Annotated in this window: 14 protein-coding genes, 1 pseudogene and 1 other annotated feature; of the genes and pseudogenes, 13 read left to right on the plus strand and 2 right to left on the minus strand. The window is 34.3% G+C overall.

Annotation, left to right across the window (positions count from 1 at the left end; translation table 11 throughout):
* Positions 1-43 precede the first annotated feature (43 nt).
* Positions 44-178, minus strand: coding sequence for a 50S ribosomal protein L34 (gene rpmH / locus U473_RS12635; RefSeq protein ID WP_068726955.1), 135 nt, complete (start codon positions 176-178; stop codon positions 44-46).
* Between the two features lie 477 nt (positions 179-655).
* On the opposite strand from rpmH, the pseudogene dnaA reads away from it, so the two are divergent.
* The 8 genes and pseudogenes from dnaA (at position 656) to U473_RS12675 (ending at position 10,608) form a co-directional block, all read left to right on the plus strand.
* Positions 656-2,016 (plus strand): annotated as a pseudogene (gene dnaA, locus U473_RS12640) (chromosomal replication initiator protein DnaA).
* Between the two features lie 181 nt (positions 2,017-2,197).
* Entirely contained in the window at positions 2,198-3,355 is a 1,158-nt protein-coding gene (gene dnaN / locus U473_RS12645) for a DNA polymerase III subunit beta (protein ID WP_068727691.1), read from the plus strand.
* A gap of 14 nt (positions 3,356-3,369) precedes the next feature.
* Positions 3,370-3,588, plus strand: coding sequence for a S4 domain-containing protein YaaA (gene yaaA, locus U473_RS12650; RefSeq protein WP_068726957.1), 219 nt, complete (start codon positions 3,370-3,372; stop codon positions 3,586-3,588).
* 13 nt (positions 3,589-3,601) lie between these two features.
* Positions 3,602-4,714 carry a DNA replication/repair protein RecF gene (gene recF / locus U473_RS12655; protein WP_068726960.1) on the plus strand — a complete coding sequence of 371 codons (1,113 nt, stop codon included), beginning with the start codon at positions 3,602-3,604 and terminating at the stop codon, positions 4,712-4,714.
* 18 nt (positions 4,715-4,732) lie between these two features.
* Positions 4,733-4,978 carry an extracellular matrix regulator RemB gene (remB, locus tag U473_RS12660; RefSeq protein WP_068726962.1) on the plus strand — a complete coding sequence of 82 codons (246 nt, stop codon included), beginning with the start codon at positions 4,733-4,735 and terminating at the stop codon, positions 4,976-4,978.
* A gap of 68 nt (positions 4,979-5,046) precedes the next feature.
* The gene (gene gyrB / locus U473_RS12665; RefSeq protein ID WP_153012053.1) at positions 5,047-6,963 is read left to right on the plus strand and encodes a DNA topoisomerase (ATP-hydrolyzing) subunit B; all 1,917 of its coding nucleotides are present in this window, start codon (positions 5,047-5,049) and stop codon (positions 6,961-6,963) included.
* A 22-nt stretch (positions 6,964-6,985) separates the two neighbouring features.
* Complete coding sequence (gene gyrA, locus U473_RS12670) at positions 6,986-9,442, plus strand: DNA gyrase subunit A (RefSeq protein ID WP_068726964.1); 2,457 nt, start codon at positions 6,986-6,988, stop codon at positions 9,440-9,442.
* A gap of 83 nt (positions 9,443-9,525) precedes the next feature.
* Positions 9,526-10,608: an HD-GYP domain-containing protein gene (locus U473_RS12675; RefSeq protein WP_068726966.1), complete on the plus strand. Its 1,083-nt coding sequence runs from the start codon at positions 9,526-9,528 to the stop codon at positions 10,606-10,608.
* Here the strand turns inward: U473_RS12675 and U473_RS12680 are convergent.
* Complete coding sequence (locus U473_RS12680; protein WP_068726968.1) at positions 10,589-11,641, minus strand: YaaC family protein; 1,053 nt, start codon at positions 11,639-11,641, stop codon at positions 10,589-10,591. The genes U473_RS12675 and U473_RS12680 overlap by 20 nt on opposite strands.
* A 140-nt stretch (positions 11,642-11,781) precedes the next feature.
* Between U473_RS12680 and guaB the strand changes: the two genes are divergently transcribed.
* The 5 genes from guaB to serS all read left to right on the plus strand — a co-directional run bounded on the left by guaB (position 11,782) and on the right by serS (position 17,898).
* On the plus strand, positions 11,782-13,239 hold the full coding sequence (gene guaB, locus U473_RS12685) for an IMP dehydrogenase (RefSeq protein WP_068726971.1): 1,458 nt from the start codon (positions 11,782-11,784) through the stop codon (positions 13,237-13,239).
* Positions 13,240-13,352: 113 nt separating this feature from the next.
* The gene (locus U473_RS12690; RefSeq protein WP_082732538.1) at positions 13,353-14,663 is read left to right on the plus strand and encodes a D-alanyl-D-alanine carboxypeptidase family protein; all 1,311 of its coding nucleotides are present in this window, start codon (positions 13,353-13,355) and stop codon (positions 14,661-14,663) included.
* A 94-nt stretch (positions 14,664-14,757) separates the two neighbouring features.
* The gene (gene pdxS / locus U473_RS12695; protein ID WP_068726977.1) at positions 14,758-15,642 is read left to right on the plus strand and encodes a pyridoxal 5'-phosphate synthase lyase subunit PdxS; all 885 of its coding nucleotides are present in this window, start codon (positions 14,758-14,760) and stop codon (positions 15,640-15,642) included.
* Positions 15,643-15,667: 25 nt separating this feature from the next.
* A complete protein-coding gene (gene pdxT, locus U473_RS12700; protein ID WP_068726979.1) occupies positions 15,668-16,243 on the plus strand; it encodes a pyridoxal 5'-phosphate synthase glutaminase subunit PdxT in 576 nt (191 codons plus the stop codon).
* A gap of 75 nt (positions 16,244-16,318) precedes the next feature.
* Positions 16,319-16,542 (plus strand) — a binding site (T-box leader).
* A gap of 78 nt (positions 16,543-16,620) precedes the next feature.
* Complete coding sequence (gene serS, locus U473_RS12705) at positions 16,621-17,898, plus strand: serine--tRNA ligase (protein ID WP_068726981.1); 1,278 nt, start codon at positions 16,621-16,623, stop codon at positions 17,896-17,898.
* Positions 17,899-17,943 lie beyond the last annotated feature (45 nt).

A 17,943-nucleotide genomic window follows, 5' to 3' on the forward strand; every position in this document is an offset into this window, starting at 1 on the left:
ATATTTTCTTTCAATTGAAAAAAGGCCACTAATCTGTGGCCTATTATGCAGATAATACTTTTCTTCCTTTTCTACGACGTGCAGCTAAAACCTTACGGCCATTTTTAGTGCTCATTCTTTTACGGAACCCATGTACTTTACTTCTTTTACGAACATTTGGTTGAAATGTTGGTTTCATCTATAACACCTCCCCTTGAGGATCAAAATTCATGAAAGACATTCTTAAATAGTTTATCAACTATAAAAGAGATTTGTCAAGAATAGGATTTTTATTTCTTCATGTCGATAAGTAAAATTATCCACATGTTCTTATTCGACATTTTTCACACAGCTTATCCACAAAATATTGTGTTGTGAATAACCGCTATCCACTAATTATTGTGATTGTGGATAAGTTGGATAAGACCATTGATTATCTAGGTTTTATCTGATATTATTGTGTTAATATATCTAGTGGATATTTACCTTTGATAAAATACATATTCACAATCTGTGGATAAAATTGTGGACAGTTATCCATGGTTGTGGATTTTTTATTCACATCTTGTGATTATTTTTTACTTATATCGCAAATTTTTGTGCTCTTACGACATTATTTTTATCCACATTTATTCATAATACTCTGTGGAAAAAAGAAATACAGAGGAGGGACATCGTGGAGCAATTAAGTAGTTTATGGCAGAAGGCCTTATCTATAATTGAAACAAAATTAAGTAAACCTAGCTTTGAAACTTGGCTAAAATCAACACAAATCTCTTCTTTAATCAATAATGATCTCACAATTATTGCTCCAAATGAGTTTGCTAGGGACTGGTTGGAGTCTAGGTACTCTGGTCTGATCCAAGATACCTTGTTTGAAGTAATCGGTGAAAAACTAAATATTAAGTTTATTATTCCACCATCTGCATCTGATATTCATCTAGATCAAGTATCTCCGACACCTAAAGAAGTAAAACCTTCAAATTTTGATGAAGAGGATGCCCATACAAAATCCTTATTAAACCCAAAATATACATTTGATACCTTTGTGATTGGGGCTGGAAACCGCTTTGCCCATGCAGCATCACTCGCAGTTGCTGAAGCTCCTGCTAAAGCATATAATCCTTTATTTATATATGGCGGAGTAGGATTAGGGAAAACTCATTTAATGCATGCAATTGGGCACTATGTTGTTCAGCATAATGAAAAAGCTAAAGTGTTATATATTTCATCAGAAAAATTTACAAATGAATTTATTAACTCGATACGTGATAATAAAACCATTGAATTTCGCAACAAGTATCGAAATATTGATATTTTACTTATTGACGATATTCAATTTCTAGCTGGAAAAGAATCAACACAAGAAGAATTTTTCCATACTTTTAATGCTTTGCATGAAGCAAGTAAACAAATTATTATTTCTAGCGATCGAACTCCAAAAGAAATCCCTACTTTAGAAGATCGTCTTCGTTCTAGATTTGAATGGGGTTTAATTACTGATATTCAGCCACCGGATTTAGAAACAAGGATTGCAATTCTTAGAAAAAAAGCAAAGGCAGAGAATTTAGATATTCCTAATGAAGTCATGATCTATATTGCTAATCAGATCAATACAAATATCCGTGAGTTAGAAGGAGCTTTGATTCGTGTTGTTGCATACTCATCCTTGATCAACAAAGATATGAGTGTTGACTTAGCTTCTGAGGCATTAAAGGACATTATTCCTTCCACTAAGCCTAAAGTCATTACAATTCATGACATTCAAAAAAATACAGCTGAGCATTTTAGTCTGAAATTAGAAGATTTAAAGGCAAAAAACGAACAAAAGCTGTAGCTTTTCCTAGACAAATAGCAATGTACTTGACTAGAGAACTCACAGACTATTCTCTACCCAAAATAGGAGAAGAATTTGGAGGTAGAGATCATTCTACTGTGATTCATGCTTATGAAAAAGTATCTACACAATTAAAAACAGATCCAGACTTAGAAAAAACGATAACCAATTTAATTGAAAAAATTAAAAACCATAACTAATTAGTTTATGTTATGCTGTGAATAAATATGACAGATTTATTTACAGCTTATCCACATGTTGATTTCTTTAATTTCGTTAGCCTTATTTCAATTATTCACATATTCACAAGTATTATTACTATAACTACTATTTTTTATAAATTAATAAATATATGTATAATGAAGGCCATATATTCCAATGATGGAGGGTAATCATGCATTTTTTGTTCATAAAAATCAGTTGGTTAATGCACTTCAGCATGTTCAAAAAGCTGTTTCATCAAAGACAACAATTCCAATTTTGACAGGAATCAAATTTGATATTGGAACAAAGGGTTTAATCATTACTGGTAGTGATTCTGATATTTCTATTCAAGTTCTTATTCCTCTAGTGGAAAATGGAGAAGAATGGGTACAATTGATTATACCAGGCAAAATTGTAGTCCCAGCAAAATATATTTTGGAGATTGTTAAAAAGTTACCAGGAGAAATGATTGAATTTGAAGTGATTGATCATTTTACAATAATAATTAAATCAGGTTCTTCTGAATTTCGACTTAATGGTTTTGATGCTGATGAATATCCAAACTTACCACAAATCATCGACGAAGAAGAACATGTATTTACGATTCCTAGCGATCTTTTAAAAATGATGATTCGCCAAACTCAATTTGCTGTTTCAACCATAGAAAGTCGACCCATTTTAACAGGTGTGTTATGGAATCTAGAAAACCAGGTTTTAAAATTTACTGCAACTGATTCCCATCGTTTAGCTGTTAGAGAAGCCACGGTTGAAAGCTTAACAAACCTATCTTTTCAAAATGTAGTGATTCCAGGTAGATCTCTAAGTGAATTAAGTAAAATTCTTGATGATACTCAGACACCTGTTGAAATCATCGTCAATGAAAATCAAATTTTAATCAAAATGAATCATGTTTTATTTTTATCAAGATTATTGGATGGTACTTATCCTGATACTTCTAGAATTATTCCAGATAAATATAAAACAAAGATTATTATTCAAACGAAAAAATTATTAGAATCAATTGAAAGAGCTTCTTTATTAGCTAGAGATGGTAAAAATAATATCGTTAAGTTTACAAATATAGAGAATCTTTTAATCGAAGTTTCTTCTAATTCACCTGAGGTTGGAAATGTTACTGATCAATTACAAATAAAAAATATAGAAGGTGAGCCAGTCAAAATTTCCTTTAATGCAAAATATATGCTAGATGCTTTAAGAGCGATTGACAGTGAAGAAGTTCAAATTGAATTTACAGGCGCATTAAGTCCATTCGTGATTAAGCCAATTGAACATCATCGAATTTTACAACTCATTTTGCCAGTAAGAACTTATTAAAGGAGAAAGTTGTGATGAATGAGGTATTGATTGATACCGAATATATAACTTTAGGACAGTTTCTTAAAATGGTCGATGTGATTCAATCAGGTGGCCATGCAAAAATATTTTTAATGGAACATCAAGTTAAGGTAAACGGAGAAAAAGAAACAAGACGAGGTCGGAAATTACATCCTGATGATATAATTTCCATTGAACAAATTGGTAAATTTCAGATCAAATATTCATCTTAAGGGAGAAGATGTGATGTTTGTTGAGCATCTCCAATTAAAAAATTTCCGTAATTATCAAGATTTAAATCTTCATTTTGACCATCAAATCAATATTTTTCAGGGGGATAATGCTCAAGGTAAAACAAATATCTTAGAAGCGATCTATGTCTTAGCTTTAGCTAAATCCCACCGAACTTCAAAAGAAAAGGAATTGGTCCAATGGGGCCAATCTTTTTCTGTTATTAAAGGAACGATTCAAACAAGAAGAAACTCATTAAAATTGGAAATGCAGCTAACTTCTAAAGGGAAAAAGGCAAAAATCAATCAATTAGAACAACGTAAATTAAGTGATTATATAGGTGCATTCAATGTAATTATGTTTGCACCAGAGGATTTGACATTAGTAAAAGGAAGTCCTCAATATCGTAGGAAATTCCTCGATGTTGAAATTGGACAAGTTAGTCCTTCCTATCTATACCATTTATCCCAATATCAAAAAATCATTCAACAAAGAAATAATTTATTAAAGGATTTTACCAAGAATGAAAAGAATAAATTAGAGTTATTGGAAATTTGGGATCAACAATTAGTTGAATATGGTTCAAAAGTCATTTCCAAAAGATTGTATTTTTTGAGACACTTAGAAAAATGGGCTAAAGAAATCCATGCAGGAATTACTGATCAAAATGAAGAGTTATCTATCCTTTATAAACCTTCATTTCCTTTAGAATTAGGTAATATTGATGTACAAGATATGAGTGATCAGTTCACTTTAAGATTACAAAAAATAAGAAAACAAGAACTTTTTCGGGGGACTAGTCTGATTGGTCCACATCGTGATGATTTATATTTTTCTATCAATCAAATTGATGTTCAGTCCTTTGGTTCACAAGGCCAGCAACGTACCACCGCTTTGTCTCTCAAATTAGCAGAAATAGAACTGATTCATGATGAAATAGGAGAATACCCTGTTTTATTATTGGATGATGTTCTTTCAGAATTAGATCAAAAAAGACAAACTCAATTAATTCAAACGATTGAAAATAAAGTGCAAACCATGATTACAACAACAAGTACAGAAGGAATTAACATCAATACATTAAAACGTTCTTCTATCTTTTATGTGGAACAAGGTCTTATTTCCTAAGAATCGAGGTGAAACCTTATGTTTATGCATATTGGTGGAGATATAGTTGTCAAGACAAAAGAAATTGTGGCAATCTTAGATATTAGTCATTTTGCTAAAAGAAAGAAAAAACTTCATTCCTTTATTGCACAAGTAGAGAATAAAAACAATGTGGTTAAAATAACAACTGAAGGAAGTAAATCCCTTGTGGTCACGGCAGATAAAATGTATTACTCTCCTATTTCTTCTTTAACGTTATTAAAAAGAGCAAACACGATCTTTTAACCTCATTAAGAAAACCCACAAAAGTGACGATTAAAGAAAAATAGGTAGTAAGAATGGAAGGTGTGCAAATGCTAACAAAACAACAACATAATTATGATGAAAGTCAAATTCAGGTCTTAGAAGGTTTGGAAGCAGTTCGTAAAAGACCTGGGATGTATATAGGGTCAACAAGTGAAAGAGGATTGCACCATTTAGTATGGGAAGTTGTCGATAATAGTATTGATGAAGCTCTTGCAGGATACTGTAATCATATTACTGTGGTTGTACATCAAGATAATAGTGTAACAGTTATAGATAATGGTAGGGGTATTCCTGTTGGAATTCATCCTAAGATGGGACGGCCAGCAGTAGAAGTAGCATTAACTGTATTACATGCTGGTGGTAAATTTGGTGGTGAAGGTTATAAGGTTTCTGGTGGATTACATGGTGTTGGGGTTTCAGTAGTAAATGCTCTTTCAGAATGGTTAGAAGTAGAAGTAAAAAGAGAGGGAAAGATCCATTTACAACGCTATCACCGTGGAATTCCAGAATTTGACTTAAAAGTAATAGGAGAAACAAACGAAACAGGAACAACAGTAACTTTTAAACCAGATCCTGAAATATTTCAAGAAACAACCGAATTTAATTATGATACCTTAAAAACCCGAATCAGGGAGCTTGCCTTTTTAAATAAAGGGATTCGTATAGACCTTATTGATGAAAGAAACGAAAATAAACAGGAATCTTTTAAATATGATGGTGGAATCAATTCATTTGTTGAGTTTCTCAATAAAAATAAAGAAGTTCTTCATCCCCATCCAATTTATGTAGAAGGATCAAAAGATCAAATTGAAATAGAAATTTCCCTACAATACAATGACAGCTATTCTAGTAACATTTTGTCCTTTGCAAATAATATCAACACCCATGAAGGGGGAACCCATGAATCGGGATTTAAAAGCGCTCTAACCCGTGTACTAAATGACTATGCTAGAAAGAATAATTTACTAAAAGATCAAGATGCAAATTTAACTGGTGATGATGCCAGAGAAGGGTTAACTGCAGTTATTAGTGTAAAGATCCCAAATCCTCAATTTGAAGGTCAGACCAAGACAAAGCTAGGGAACAGTGAAGTAAGGGGGATTACTGAATCTCTATTTGCTGAGAAATTTGCCACTTTTCTAGATGAAAATCCATCTGTAGCAAAAAAGGTGATTGAAAAAGCACTTCTTGCTGCGAGAGCCCGTGATGCTGCTAGAAAAGCAAGAGAGCTAACAAGAAGGAAAAATGCACTGGAAGTTAGTTCATTACCTGGGAAATTAGCTGATTGTTCTAGTAAGGATGCAGCGATTAGTGAATTATATCTCGTAGAAGGTGATTCAGCTGGTGGTTCTGCAAAACAAGGTCGAGATCGTCATTTTCAAGCAATCCTACCTCTACGAGGAAAGATTATCAATGTAGAGAAAGCTAGATTAGATAAGATTTTTGCAAATGAAGAGATTAGAGCAATGATTACGGCGTTAGGTACTGGAATAGGTGATGATTTTGATATTTCCAAAGCAAGGTACCATAAAATCATTATTATGACAGATGCTGACGTAGACGGTGCCCATATACGCACACTACTTTTAACTTTCTTTTTCAGGTATATGAAAGAATTGATTGAAAATGGCTATGTATATATTGCTCAACCACCTTTATATAAAATCCAACAAGGAAAAACAGTTCGATACGCTTATAGTGATAGAGAATTAGAAAAGATAAAAACAGAATTAGGTAATCGACCTGAACCCACAATCCAACGTTATAAAGGTTTAGGAGAGATGAACCCAACCCAATTATGGGAAACGACGATGGATCCAGAAAGTAGAACATTATTACAAGTTAGTTTACAAGATGCCTCTGATGCGGACGGGATCTTTGAGACACTAATGGGAGATAAAGTTGAACCCCGAAGAGAATTTATCCAAGAACATGCTAGATATGTTCGGAATTTGGATATTTAAACAAAGGGGATGGAGGTAAAGCATGCTTGAATCAAATGCAAGAATAAAAGAAGTAAATATAAGTCAAGAAATGAAAAGCTCCTTTATCGACTATGCGATGAGTGTTATCGTAAGTCGTGCTCTTCCTGATGTAAAAGATGGCTTAAAACCAGTGCATAGAAGAATCCTTTATGCGATGAATGAGTTAGGAATGACACCAGATAAACCACATAAAAAGTCTGCTAGGATTGTAGGGGAAGTTATAGGTAAATATCATCCCCATGGTGATTCTGCAGTCTATGAAACGATGGTACGCATGGCACAAGACTTCTCTTATCGCTATTTACTCGTTGATGGTCATGGAAACTTTGGGTCAATTGACGGTGATTCTGCAGCAGCTATGCGTTATACGGAAGCTCGTATGTCAAAAATATCGACAGAATTATTAAGGGATATTAACAAAGAAACTATTGATTTTGGAGATAACTATGATGGTTCTGAAAAGGAGCCATTAGTTTTACCAGCTAGGTTCCCTAATTTGTTAGTGAATGGATCTGCAGGGATTGCAGTGGGGATGGCAACGAATATTCCTCCTCACCAATTAGGTGAAGTGATTGATGGGGTTATAAAAATTATAGAGAACCCAGATGTCGAAATCGAAGAATTGATAGAGATTATTAAAGGTCCAGATTTCCCAACTGGTGGTCTTATTCTAGGAAGGGAAGGAATCCGTAAGGCTTATCAAACAGGTAAAGGTAGTATCACAATAAGGGCAAAAGCCTTTATTGAAGAAATGAATAATGGTAAAAGCCGGATTATTGTTGAAGAAATCCCATACCAAGTGAATAAAGCAAGATTGATTGAGAAAATAGCTGAACTGGTTAGGGATAAAAAAATAGATGGGATTACCGATTTAAGGGATGAATCAGATCGTAATGGACTGCGAATTGTGATTGAATTACGAAGAGACGTGAATGCGAATGTCGTCTTAAATAATTTGTATAAATTAACCCAATTACAGACGACCTTTGGTATCAATGTTTTAGCATTAGTTAATGGAGAACCTAAGGTATTAAATCTAAAAGAAACCTTAACACATTATTTAAACCATCAAAGGGTGGTTATTCGCAGAAGAACAGAATTTGACCTTAAAAAGGCTGAAGCTAGAGCTCATATTTTAGAAGGGTTAAGAGTTGCTCTCGACCATTTAGACGCTGTTATTTCTTTAATTCGTTCTTCACAAACGACAGACGAAGCAAAAAGAGGCCTAATCGAAAAGTTTGAACTATCGGAAATCCAAGCCCAAGCTATTCTTGATATGAGATTACAACGTTTAACTGGTTTAGAACGAGAAAAAATTGAAAATGAATATCAAGAATTGATGGCTAAGATTGCTGAATTACGTGCGATATTAGCAGATGAACAGAAGATTTTAACGATTATACGTGAAGAATTAATAGAGATTAAAGATAAGTACAATGATGAACGAAGGACAAAAATCACAATTGATCATGATGAGTTAGAAGCAGAAGATTTGATTCCTGAAGAAGAGGTTGTCGTTATGCTCACTCATCAGGGTTATATTAAAAGATTACCCATTTCAACCTACCGTAGCCAAAAACGTGGGGGTAAAGGGGTAACTGGGATGGGAACGAAAGAAGATGATTTTGTCCAACATTTATTTATTACGAATTCCCATCATTATATTATGTTTTTTACGAACAAAGGAAAGGTATATCGTTTAAAGGCTTATGAAGTACCGGAATTGAGTAGAACCGCAAAAGGAACACCAATTATCAACCTGATTCAAATTGAACAAGGGGAAAAAATTAACGCAGTCTTCCCGATCAAAGAATATACTTCCAATCATCATTTATTCTTTGCTACAGCTTCTGGGGTGGTCAAAAAGTCCCAATTAACAGATTATGAAAATATTCGAAAAGGGGGACTCATTGCGATCAATCTAAAAGAAGGAGACGAGGTAATTGGTGTTAAATTGACTGATGGAAATCAAGAAATCATCCTTGGTACAAAATTAGGTCAATCCATTCGTTTTTCTGAACAAGATGTAAGAACAATGGGAAGAAGTGCTACAGGGGTCAAAGGAATCGACTTAAGTAAAGATGATTTAGTCATTGGCATGGATATTATTCGAGATGATCTAGATGTGTTAATCGTAACAGAAAAAGGTTATGGCAAAAGGACACCAGCATCTGAATACCGTAGCCAATCCCGTGGTGGAAAAGGTATTAAGACCCTTAATGTAACTAAAAAGAATGGAAATATTGTAGGATTAAAAGTTGTTTCTCAAGAAGATGACTTAATGATCGTTACGACAAGTGCAATGGTGATTAGATTAAATATAGATAACATTTCGTTAATTGGTCGATATACTCAAGGTGTCAGACTAATCAATATTAGTGAAGATGATTCTGTCGCTACTGTTGCACGAATTCATTCCAATGATACAGCTGATAATGAAAATGAAGAAGATGAATAAAAGTTAAAACAGGATGGAATCCATCCTGTTTTTCTTTTATATATGCTAAAATATAGAAAATAGATTAAAGGGGAATTTATGCAATGAGAACAATCACAATCGATTTAATTCAAGAACGAATGATCTTGAACCAAGATATATATAGTGAGCTTGGAGGAATTATTTTTAAAAAAGGAACGATTTTAAAAGAGAGGGATCGAGAAATATTAAAAGCATTTGGGATTACAAAGATTGAAATTGATCAAGAATCAGATGTGAATGAAAAACAAGATAAAGTGGTAAATAAGACCGAAGATCAATCAAGCCTAGCTGAAGACTTTAATACCTATTTTAAAAATGCATTAAAAGTGATTGATATTGTTTTAAAAAATGCACAAGGGAATGCGCCTATTCCGATTATGGCAATAAGAGAAGTCATAACCCCACTCATTCAAGATAAATATATTAATCCTCAATATCTTTTAAACTTAAAATTATATTCAACGGATTTTACAAAATATGAAAGCCATCATGCATTATCTGTAAGCTTACTTTCTTATGCGATTGGGAAATGGGTTGGTCTCGAGAAAAATGAGTGGATCCAACTTGCTTTAGCAGGTATTTTACACGACATTGGAATGAGTCGCATTCCTAGTCATATTTTATATAGTAAAAATAAGTTAGTTCCTTATGAATACGAAGAGATTAAAATGCACACATTTTATGGATATAAAATGTTAAATCATACAATGGGGCTTAGTAAAGGAACACATTTAGCCGTACTACAACATCATGAAAGAGAAGACGGAAGTGGTTATCCTTTACATTTTAAAGAACAACAAATCCATTTTTATGCTAAAATCGTTGCCGTTGCAGATATCTTTCATGCAATGATTTCTAAGCGTAATTATCGTTCAGAATATTCACCATATCTTGTCATTGATCATCTTCTTAATGAAAGTTATCAAAAGTTGAATTCCTTCATCGTTAGAACCTTTGCAAAGCATATGGTCAACCTATCAATAGGGAATAAAGTTATTTTAAGTAATGGAATGGTAGGTGACATTATTTATATTGATCAGAATTCACCAACAAGGCCAATGATAAAAACAAGGGAAGGAATCATTAATTTGGCTCAAGAAATAAATCTGCATATTAAAGAAGTATTTAAACAAAATCAAAAATGATGATCTCTCTAAATAAATCATTTAATATCCTATTTGGAAATGTGCGTAAAGTAATATTTACAAATTCATTGATCAAGTACATATCTTCTGATGAGAAAGAAAAAATAATGTCCCCCCATAATTCTGTTTCGTAACGACATAACATTCCTAAATTGTACATTATCATATAGTCGATGATTGTTTCCGGAAGCAAAAAACGACTTTCTTGAAAGGGTCGTAAATAGTAGTATCCTTTATAATCAATAGTAAACATAGGATGTCCCTGAAAAGGATCTTTTGATTTGAATATATCCTTATCAAGATTTACTCCAATTTGAATCTGATTCATTTGCTCAGATTTGCTTGTATAGAATTGATAATCCTTATGAGGTTTATATTGATTTAGTTCAGAAGTCAACCTTGCTAGATCATGCTGGTAAAAGTCTAAAAAGTTTTTTGAAACAGAAAAGTAAATTTCGTGATCTTTTTGATTTAATTTGATGGGAAACAATAATTGCTCTTTAAAGATCCTTTGATAACTATGACGTAATTCAGGCAATAAAGAAAGGAGTTCTTTAATTTTGTATTTATTCCCTTCGATTTTTTCAACTGGATGGTTAGTAAGAAGAGTGTAAAAAAGAGGAAGCAAACCTTCTTTCTGTACCTTAATTTCATCGTCATGGAATTGATATTGATTTTTTTTAAGTTTTCTAGTGGTAATTCCATGTCTTAAAACACCTGTATGACTTGGATAACTAGGGTCTTTTGTTAAAATAAATGCTTTCATTAAATTCATCATGCCATAATAGATAAGTAGGGGCTTTACCAAGATATTGCTCTTATCTGCAGAATAAAAATATTCTTTTGCTTGTTTGATAAAATAAATAAATTTTGAGGTATTTTGAAAAGCAAATTTGTATGTATCCTTGATTTGATTTTGCTCATAGGTATTTTGCAGAAATTGTTTTACAGTCGGCTCGTTTTCAAAAAATACAAAAGTATCCCACATTTTTTTGGATGGATTTTCGCTATAAATATGTCTTTTATTTTTCATCATAACCTCTATCATTCCCGTTTTACAATATTTTGCCACGGATATGAATGATTTATGATTATTGACACCTCAAATCACCTTTGTTAAACTTGCAATAATATATTTTTCATGGAAAATGACTAGAAGGAAGGTTGACGAGTGTGTGGGAAACGAAGTTTACGCGGGAAGGATTAACATTTGATGATGTTCTTTTGATCCCTGCTAAATCAGAAATCCTACCTAGAGACGTTACAGTCTCAACGAATTTAGGTAAAGTTAAATTAAATATTCCTATTATTAGTGCGGGGATGGATACAGTAACAGAAGCCAATATGGCCATTGCAATGGCTAGACAAGGTGGTTTGGGGATTATTCATAAAAATATGTCCATCAAACAGCAAGCAGAAGAAGTGGATCGAGTCAAGCGGTCTGAAAGTGGGGTAATTACAAATCCTTTTTATTTAACTCCTGCTCATAAAGTAGCAGATGCAGAAGAATTGATGTCAAAATACCGGGTTTCTGGTGTACCTATTGTGAATGAGCGAGGAGAGCTTGTTGGGATTTTAACGAACCGGGATTTGCGTTTTATCACAAATTACTCGTTAGAAATCAATGAAGTAATGACCAAAGAAAATCTAATTACAGCACCAGTTGGGACAAGTTTGGATGAAGCAAAGCAAATTTTGCAAAAATATCGTATTGAAAAATTACCATTGGTTGATGAAAATAACAAGTTAAAAGGCCTCATCACAATTAAAGATATTGAAAAAGCAATCCAATTCCCTAATGCAGCTAAAGATGAATTAGGGAGATTGATTGTAGGAGCAGCAGTAGGTGTTAGTCGGGATACCTTGGATCGGGCCAAAGCATTAGTTGAGGCAGGAGTAGATGTTTTAGTAGTTGATACTGCCCACGGTCATTCAAAAGGAGTCTTGGATACTGTGCGGACATTGAGGAAACTTTATCCAGAGTTAGTGATTATTGCTGGAAATGTAGCAACTGGAGAAGCAACAAAGGATTTAATTGAAGCTGGTGCATCTGTGGTAAAGGTAGGTATTGGACCAGGATCAATTTGTACGACAAGAGTCGTTGCAGGTATTGGTGTACCTCAGATTACTGCAGTTTATGAATGCGCCACAGTTGCAAGGGAATATGGAGTTCCCATTATCGCAGATGGTGGAATTAAATATTCTGGTGATATTACAAAGGCTATCGCTGCTGGAGCGGATGCAGTGATGTTAGGTAGTCTCCTTGCAGGAACAGATGAAAGTCCTGGCGACTTTGAAACCTATCAAGGAAGGAGATACAAGGTTTATCGTGGAATGGGTTCAATAGGGGCCATGAATGCAGGAAGTAAAGATCGTTATTTTCAGGAAAATATTCTTAAACTTGTTCCAGAGGGAATTGAAGGAAGAGTGGCTTATAAAGGACCTTTGGCAGATACAATCTATCAATTAGTTGGTGGGTTACGTGCAGGTATGGGGTATTGTGGAACAAAAAACATTCAAGAACTCAAAGAAAATGGTCAATTTATTCGTATTACTGGGGCAGGACTAAAAGAAAGCCATCCTCATGATGTGCAAATTACGAAGGAATCGCCAAACTATTCAACTCTTTAAATAAATTTATTGGAAAATGTTATGAATGGGGATAGGGAAACATTTCTCTATCTTTTTTCGTTTAAAGCCCTGTGATAAAATAATGATTGTGAAATTTAAACGGAGGTGTCATTTTGAAACAGCATAGGAAAGTACTATCACTATTGATCATTGTCGCACTTATTTTTCCGTTTTTTGGATCTTTACAACAAAAGGCTTTTGCTCAAGCAAATCTTGATATTCAAGCTAAATCGGCGATTTTAATCGATGCAATCTCAGGGAAAATATTATATGAGCAAAACGCCGATGAACCCTTACCACCTGCTAGTATGACAAAAATGATGACAGAATATTTGGTTTTAGAAGAGATAGCAACTGGTAAATTAAAATGGGATGATGTTGTCACTGCAAGTGATTATGCCCATTGGCTTGGTGTAGGTGGCGGTTCGCGTGTTTTCCTTGCTCTAGGGGAAAAACGTACGGTAAAAGAATTGATGTATGCGATGACGGTCTACTCTGCGAATGATGCAACTGTTGCGCTTGCAGAACATTTAGCTGGTTCTGAAACCAATTTTGTTCAGATGATGAATGAAAAGGCCAAAGAGTTAGGAATGACAACTGCTCATTTCTCTACATCAACAGGTTACCCTAAAGATGAGCTAGGACAATATGCGCCAGCCGTTGAAGGAGAAACAGTGATGTCTGCCAAAGATGCTGCTATTTTAGGGTGGCACTTAATTAATGATTATCCAGAAAGCATAGAATTTAACAGTACCCCAAGAATTAAGTTTCGTGAGGGCGAACCTAATGAAATGCCTTTGCCAAACTTCAACTTTATGCTACCAGGCCTTGTTTATGGCAACTTAGTTCAAGGGGTTGACGGTATAAAAACAGGACATACTTCTAAAGCAGGATACAATTTTACCGCAACTGCAATGCAAAATGGAATGAGACTAATTAGTGTCGTTCAAGGGACTGCGTCTGAAAAAGAGCGCTTTATGCAAACAAAAAAATTGTTAGACTATGGGTTTGCAAACTTTGAAGTAGTAGATTTAATCAAAGCAAAAGAAAAGGTACCTGGGTTTGAAACAGCAAAGATTGAAAAAGGAAAAGAAACTGAGGTTCCTGTTGTCCTTAAAAAGAATTTAAGTGTTCTTATGAAAAAAGGGGAAAAGGATTTATATAAACCAGTAGTCATTTATAATGAAAAGCTAGAAGCCCCAATTAAGAGCCAAGATCGAGTGGGTTATGTTACTTTTGAATATACTGGGAAAGAAAAATATACCTACTTAAATGAAACGATACAAGCAAAAGGAAATGTTGATTTAATTGCTGAGGAAGATGTAGAAAAAGCTGGAGCAATACGTCTATTTTTTCGAAAGGTTATACAACTTATCGGTGGAATCTTTAGTGGAATTGTGGATGGAATTAAAGGTTTATTTTAACCGTAGAAGTTTTTTAAAAATGATTGTTATTTTCGGTAGGATGGATTAAAATTGATTGATAAATAAATTGTGAATTTTTAGGAGGAAAAGGAAAATGGTTGAGGTAGGAACAGCACGTGTAAAACGTGGTATGGCTGAAATGCAAAAAGGTGGCGTCATTATGGACGTTGTGAATGCGGAACAGGCAAAAATTGCTGAGGCAGCTGGTGCAGTGGCAGTTATGGCATTGGAAAGAGTTCCTGCAGATATTCGTGCAGCAGGTGGTGTTGCACGTATGGCTGATCCTCAAATTATTGAAGAAGTCATGAAAGCAGTGTCTATTCCAGTTATGGCAAAAGCTAGAATTGGACATTTTGTAGAAGCACGTATTCTTGAGGCATTAGGCGTTGATTATATTGATGAAAGCGAAGTATTAACTCCAGCGGACGAGGTTTACCATATCAATAAGAATGAATTTACAGTACCTTTTGTTAATGGTGCAAGGGACTTAGGAGAAGCCTTACGCCGAATTGGCGAAGGTTCATCTATGATTCGAACAAAAGGTGAACCAGGGACAGGAAATGTTGTGGAAGCAGTACGACATATGCGTACGATGATGAGTCAAATTCGCAAGGTTCAAGGAATGTCTAAAGACGAATTGATGACAGAAGCCAAAAACCTAGGTGCACCATACGATCTATTGTTATATGTTCATGAAAATGGCAAATTACCAGTGGTTAATTTTGCTGCTGGAGGAATTTCTACACCTGCAGATGCAGCATTGATGATGCAATTGGGTGCAGATGGAGTTTTTGTTGGTTCCGGAATTTTTAAATCTGATAATCCTGAAAAATTTGCTAAAGCCATTGTTGAGGCAACAACTCATTATACCGATTATGAACTAATGGCTGAACTTTCAAAAGGATTAGGTAATCCAATGAAAGGAATAGAAATTTCTTCATTACTACAAAATGAACGTATGGCAGAACGCGGTTGGTAATTAGAAGAAGAAGGTGTAATTTTTAATGAAAATTGGAGTTTTAGGACTACAAGGTGCTATTGCAGAACACATGAGAATGATTGAAATGTCAGGGGAAGAAGCAGTTACTGTAAAAAAAGTTGAACAGTTAGCTGAATTGGATGGTATGATTATTCCAGGTGGAGAAAGTACTACGATCGGCAAGTTAATCAAAAAGTATGGTTTTGACGTAGCACTAAAGGATTTTGCTACTAAAGGGAAGCCTATCTTTGGGACATGTGCTGGATTGATTATATTAGCAAAAGAAATTAATGGTATAGAAGAAATACATCTTGGTTTAATGGATATCAAGGTAGAAAGAAATGCTTTTGGCCGTCAACGAGAAAGCTTTGAAACAGCTTTACAAATTGAAGGGGTTGCTGATGATTTTCAAGCAGTTTTTATTCGCGCTCCTTATATTATGGAAGTAAAAGGGAATGCTAAGATTTTATCAACATTTGAAGGGAAAATCGTCGCTGCAAGACAAGACCATTTTCTAGTTACTGCTTTTCATCCTGAATTAACCCTTGACCCAAGAGTTCATCAATATTTTATAAAAATGATTAAAGAATACAAAGATTAAAGGGTGGGAATTTTCCTCCCTTTTTCTTGCATAAATGCTTGAAATGTAGTAAATTATTAAATACAAAAATGTAATATTAAAACGATGAAGAGAACTAGTATTTGATTTTTGTTGTTTAGAGAGTCGGTGGTAGGTGGAAACCGGTCAACATTATCAAAGAATCCGTCTCTGAGTGGTTTTCTGAAATCGAAAGTAGGAAAACACGGAAACACCGTTACTGTATGAAGAGGCCTTTCATTATTTTTTGACAAGGAAAGGCAATTAGGGTGGCAACGCGGAGCATAAGCACCGTCCCTTTTTTTGGGGATTGGTGTTTTTTATTTTTTGGGATTTCTTATGGGAAAAAGTGTAATTTGATTTAAGTGGAGGTTTTTAAGATGTTAGATATTAAATTATTACGAAATGATTTAGAAAGAGTAAAACAGGCTTTAGCCCATCGTAATGAAAAAATTAACGAAATTGATGCATTTACAGAGTTGGATGAAAGAAGAAGATCATTGCTTCAAGAAAGTGAGCAATTAAAAAGTAGACGAAATGCGGTATCCCAAGAGGTTGCTAAGAAGAAAAAGGATGGAGAAAACGCTGAACATCTTATTGTTGAAATGAGAGAGGTTGGAGATCGAATTAAGGTGTTAGATGATCAAATTAGGGAACTTGATCAACAACTTACAGATATTCTTCTTAGGATTCCAAACATTCCTCATGAAAGTGTTCCGATCGGAGAAACAGAAGCGGACAATATACCGATTCGTTTCTGGGGGGAAAAACCTCAATTTCAGTTTCAACCTAAGCCACATTATGAGATAGCCGAAGGATTAGGAATTTTAGATTTTGAAACAGCTGCAAAAGTATCAGGTTCCAGATTTGTCTTTTATAAAGGACTAGGGGCAAGATTAGAAAGAGCTTTGATGAACTTTATGTTAGATCTACATGTAGAAGAACATGGATATGAAGAAGTGTTACCTCCATATATTGTGAACCGGACAAGCATGACAGGAACTGGTCAACTTCCTAAATTTGAGGAGGATGCTTTTAAACTTTCTGATACAGATTATTTCCTGATTCCTACTGCTGAGGTACCTGTTACGAATATGCATCGAGACGTAATATTAGATAATGAGGATTTACCTAAATATTATGCTGCCTTTAGTGCTTGTTTTCGTTCTGAGGCTGGTTCTGCAGGAAAGGATACAAGAGGACTAATTCGGCTTCATCAATTTAACAAAATAGAACTTGTTAAATTTGTTCGTCCTGAAGAATCCTATGATGAATTAGAAAAACTAGTAGCAAATGCAGAAAAAGTATTACAATTATTGGGCTTACCTTATCAGGTATTAAACATGTGTACGGCTGATTTAGGTTTTACCGCTGCAAAAAAATATGATATTGAGGTTTGGTTACCAAGTTTTAATACGTATCGAGAAATATCCTCAGTAAGTAATTTTGAGGACTTCCAAGCAAGAAGAGCAAATATTCGTTTTCGTCGCGATAAAAAGTCAAAACCTGAATTTGTTCATACGTTAAATGGATCAGGGTTAGCGATTGGCCGTACAGTGGCCGCTATTTTGGAAAATTACCAACAAGAGGATGGAAGTGTAATCATTCCAGAAATTTTAAGGCCATACATGGGTGGTAGAGATCGAATCTCAAAATAATTATAAAAGGATAGCTACTGTTAATTGAGTAGTTATCCTTTTTTT

Origin of the sequence: Tepidibacillus decaturensis (assembly GCF_001561915.1) — a bacterium.
Taxonomy (GTDB): Bacteria; Bacillota; Bacilli; order Tepidibacillales; family Tepidibacillaceae; genus Tepidibacillus_B; species Tepidibacillus_B infernus.

Excerpts from the sequence above, each read along its gene's own strand:
- dnaN (WP_068727691.1), top strand. The coding sequence starts at position 2,198 with ATGGAGGGTAATCATGCATTTTTTGTTCATAAAAATCAGTTGGTTAAT.
- pdxS (WP_068726977.1), top strand. The coding sequence starts at position 14,758 with ATGGTTGAGGTAGGAACAGCACGTGTAAAACGTGGTATGGCTGAAATG.
- rpmH (WP_068726955.1), bottom strand. The coding sequence starts at position 178 with ATGAAACCAACATTTCAACCAAATGTTCGTAAAAGAAGTAAAGTACAT.
- remB (WP_068726962.1), top strand. The coding sequence starts at position 4,733 with ATGTTTATGCATATTGGTGGAGATATAGTTGTCAAGACAAAAGAAATT.
- serS (WP_068726981.1), top strand. The coding sequence starts at position 16,621 with ATGTTAGATATTAAATTATTACGAAATGATTTAGAAAGAGTAAAACAG.
- pdxT (WP_068726979.1), top strand. The coding sequence starts at position 15,668 with ATGAAAATTGGAGTTTTAGGACTACAAGGTGCTATTGCAGAACACATG.
- recF (WP_068726960.1), top strand. The coding sequence starts at position 3,602 with ATGTTTGTTGAGCATCTCCAATTAAAAAATTTCCGTAATTATCAAGAT.
- gyrB (WP_153012053.1), top strand. The coding sequence starts at position 5,047 with ATGCTAACAAAACAACAACATAATTATGATGAAAGTCAAATTCAGGTC.
- U473_RS12675 (WP_068726966.1), top strand. The coding sequence starts at position 9,526 with ATGAGAACAATCACAATCGATTTAATTCAAGAACGAATGATCTTGAAC.
- yaaA (WP_068726957.1), top strand. The coding sequence starts at position 3,370 with ATGAATGAGGTATTGATTGATACCGAATATATAACTTTAGGACAGTTT.
- U473_RS12680 (WP_068726968.1), bottom strand. The coding sequence starts at position 11,641 with ATGAAAAATAAAAGACATATTTATAGCGAAAATCCATCCAAAAAAATG.
- gyrA (WP_068726964.1), top strand. The coding sequence starts at position 6,986 with ATGCTTGAATCAAATGCAAGAATAAAAGAAGTAAATATAAGTCAAGAA.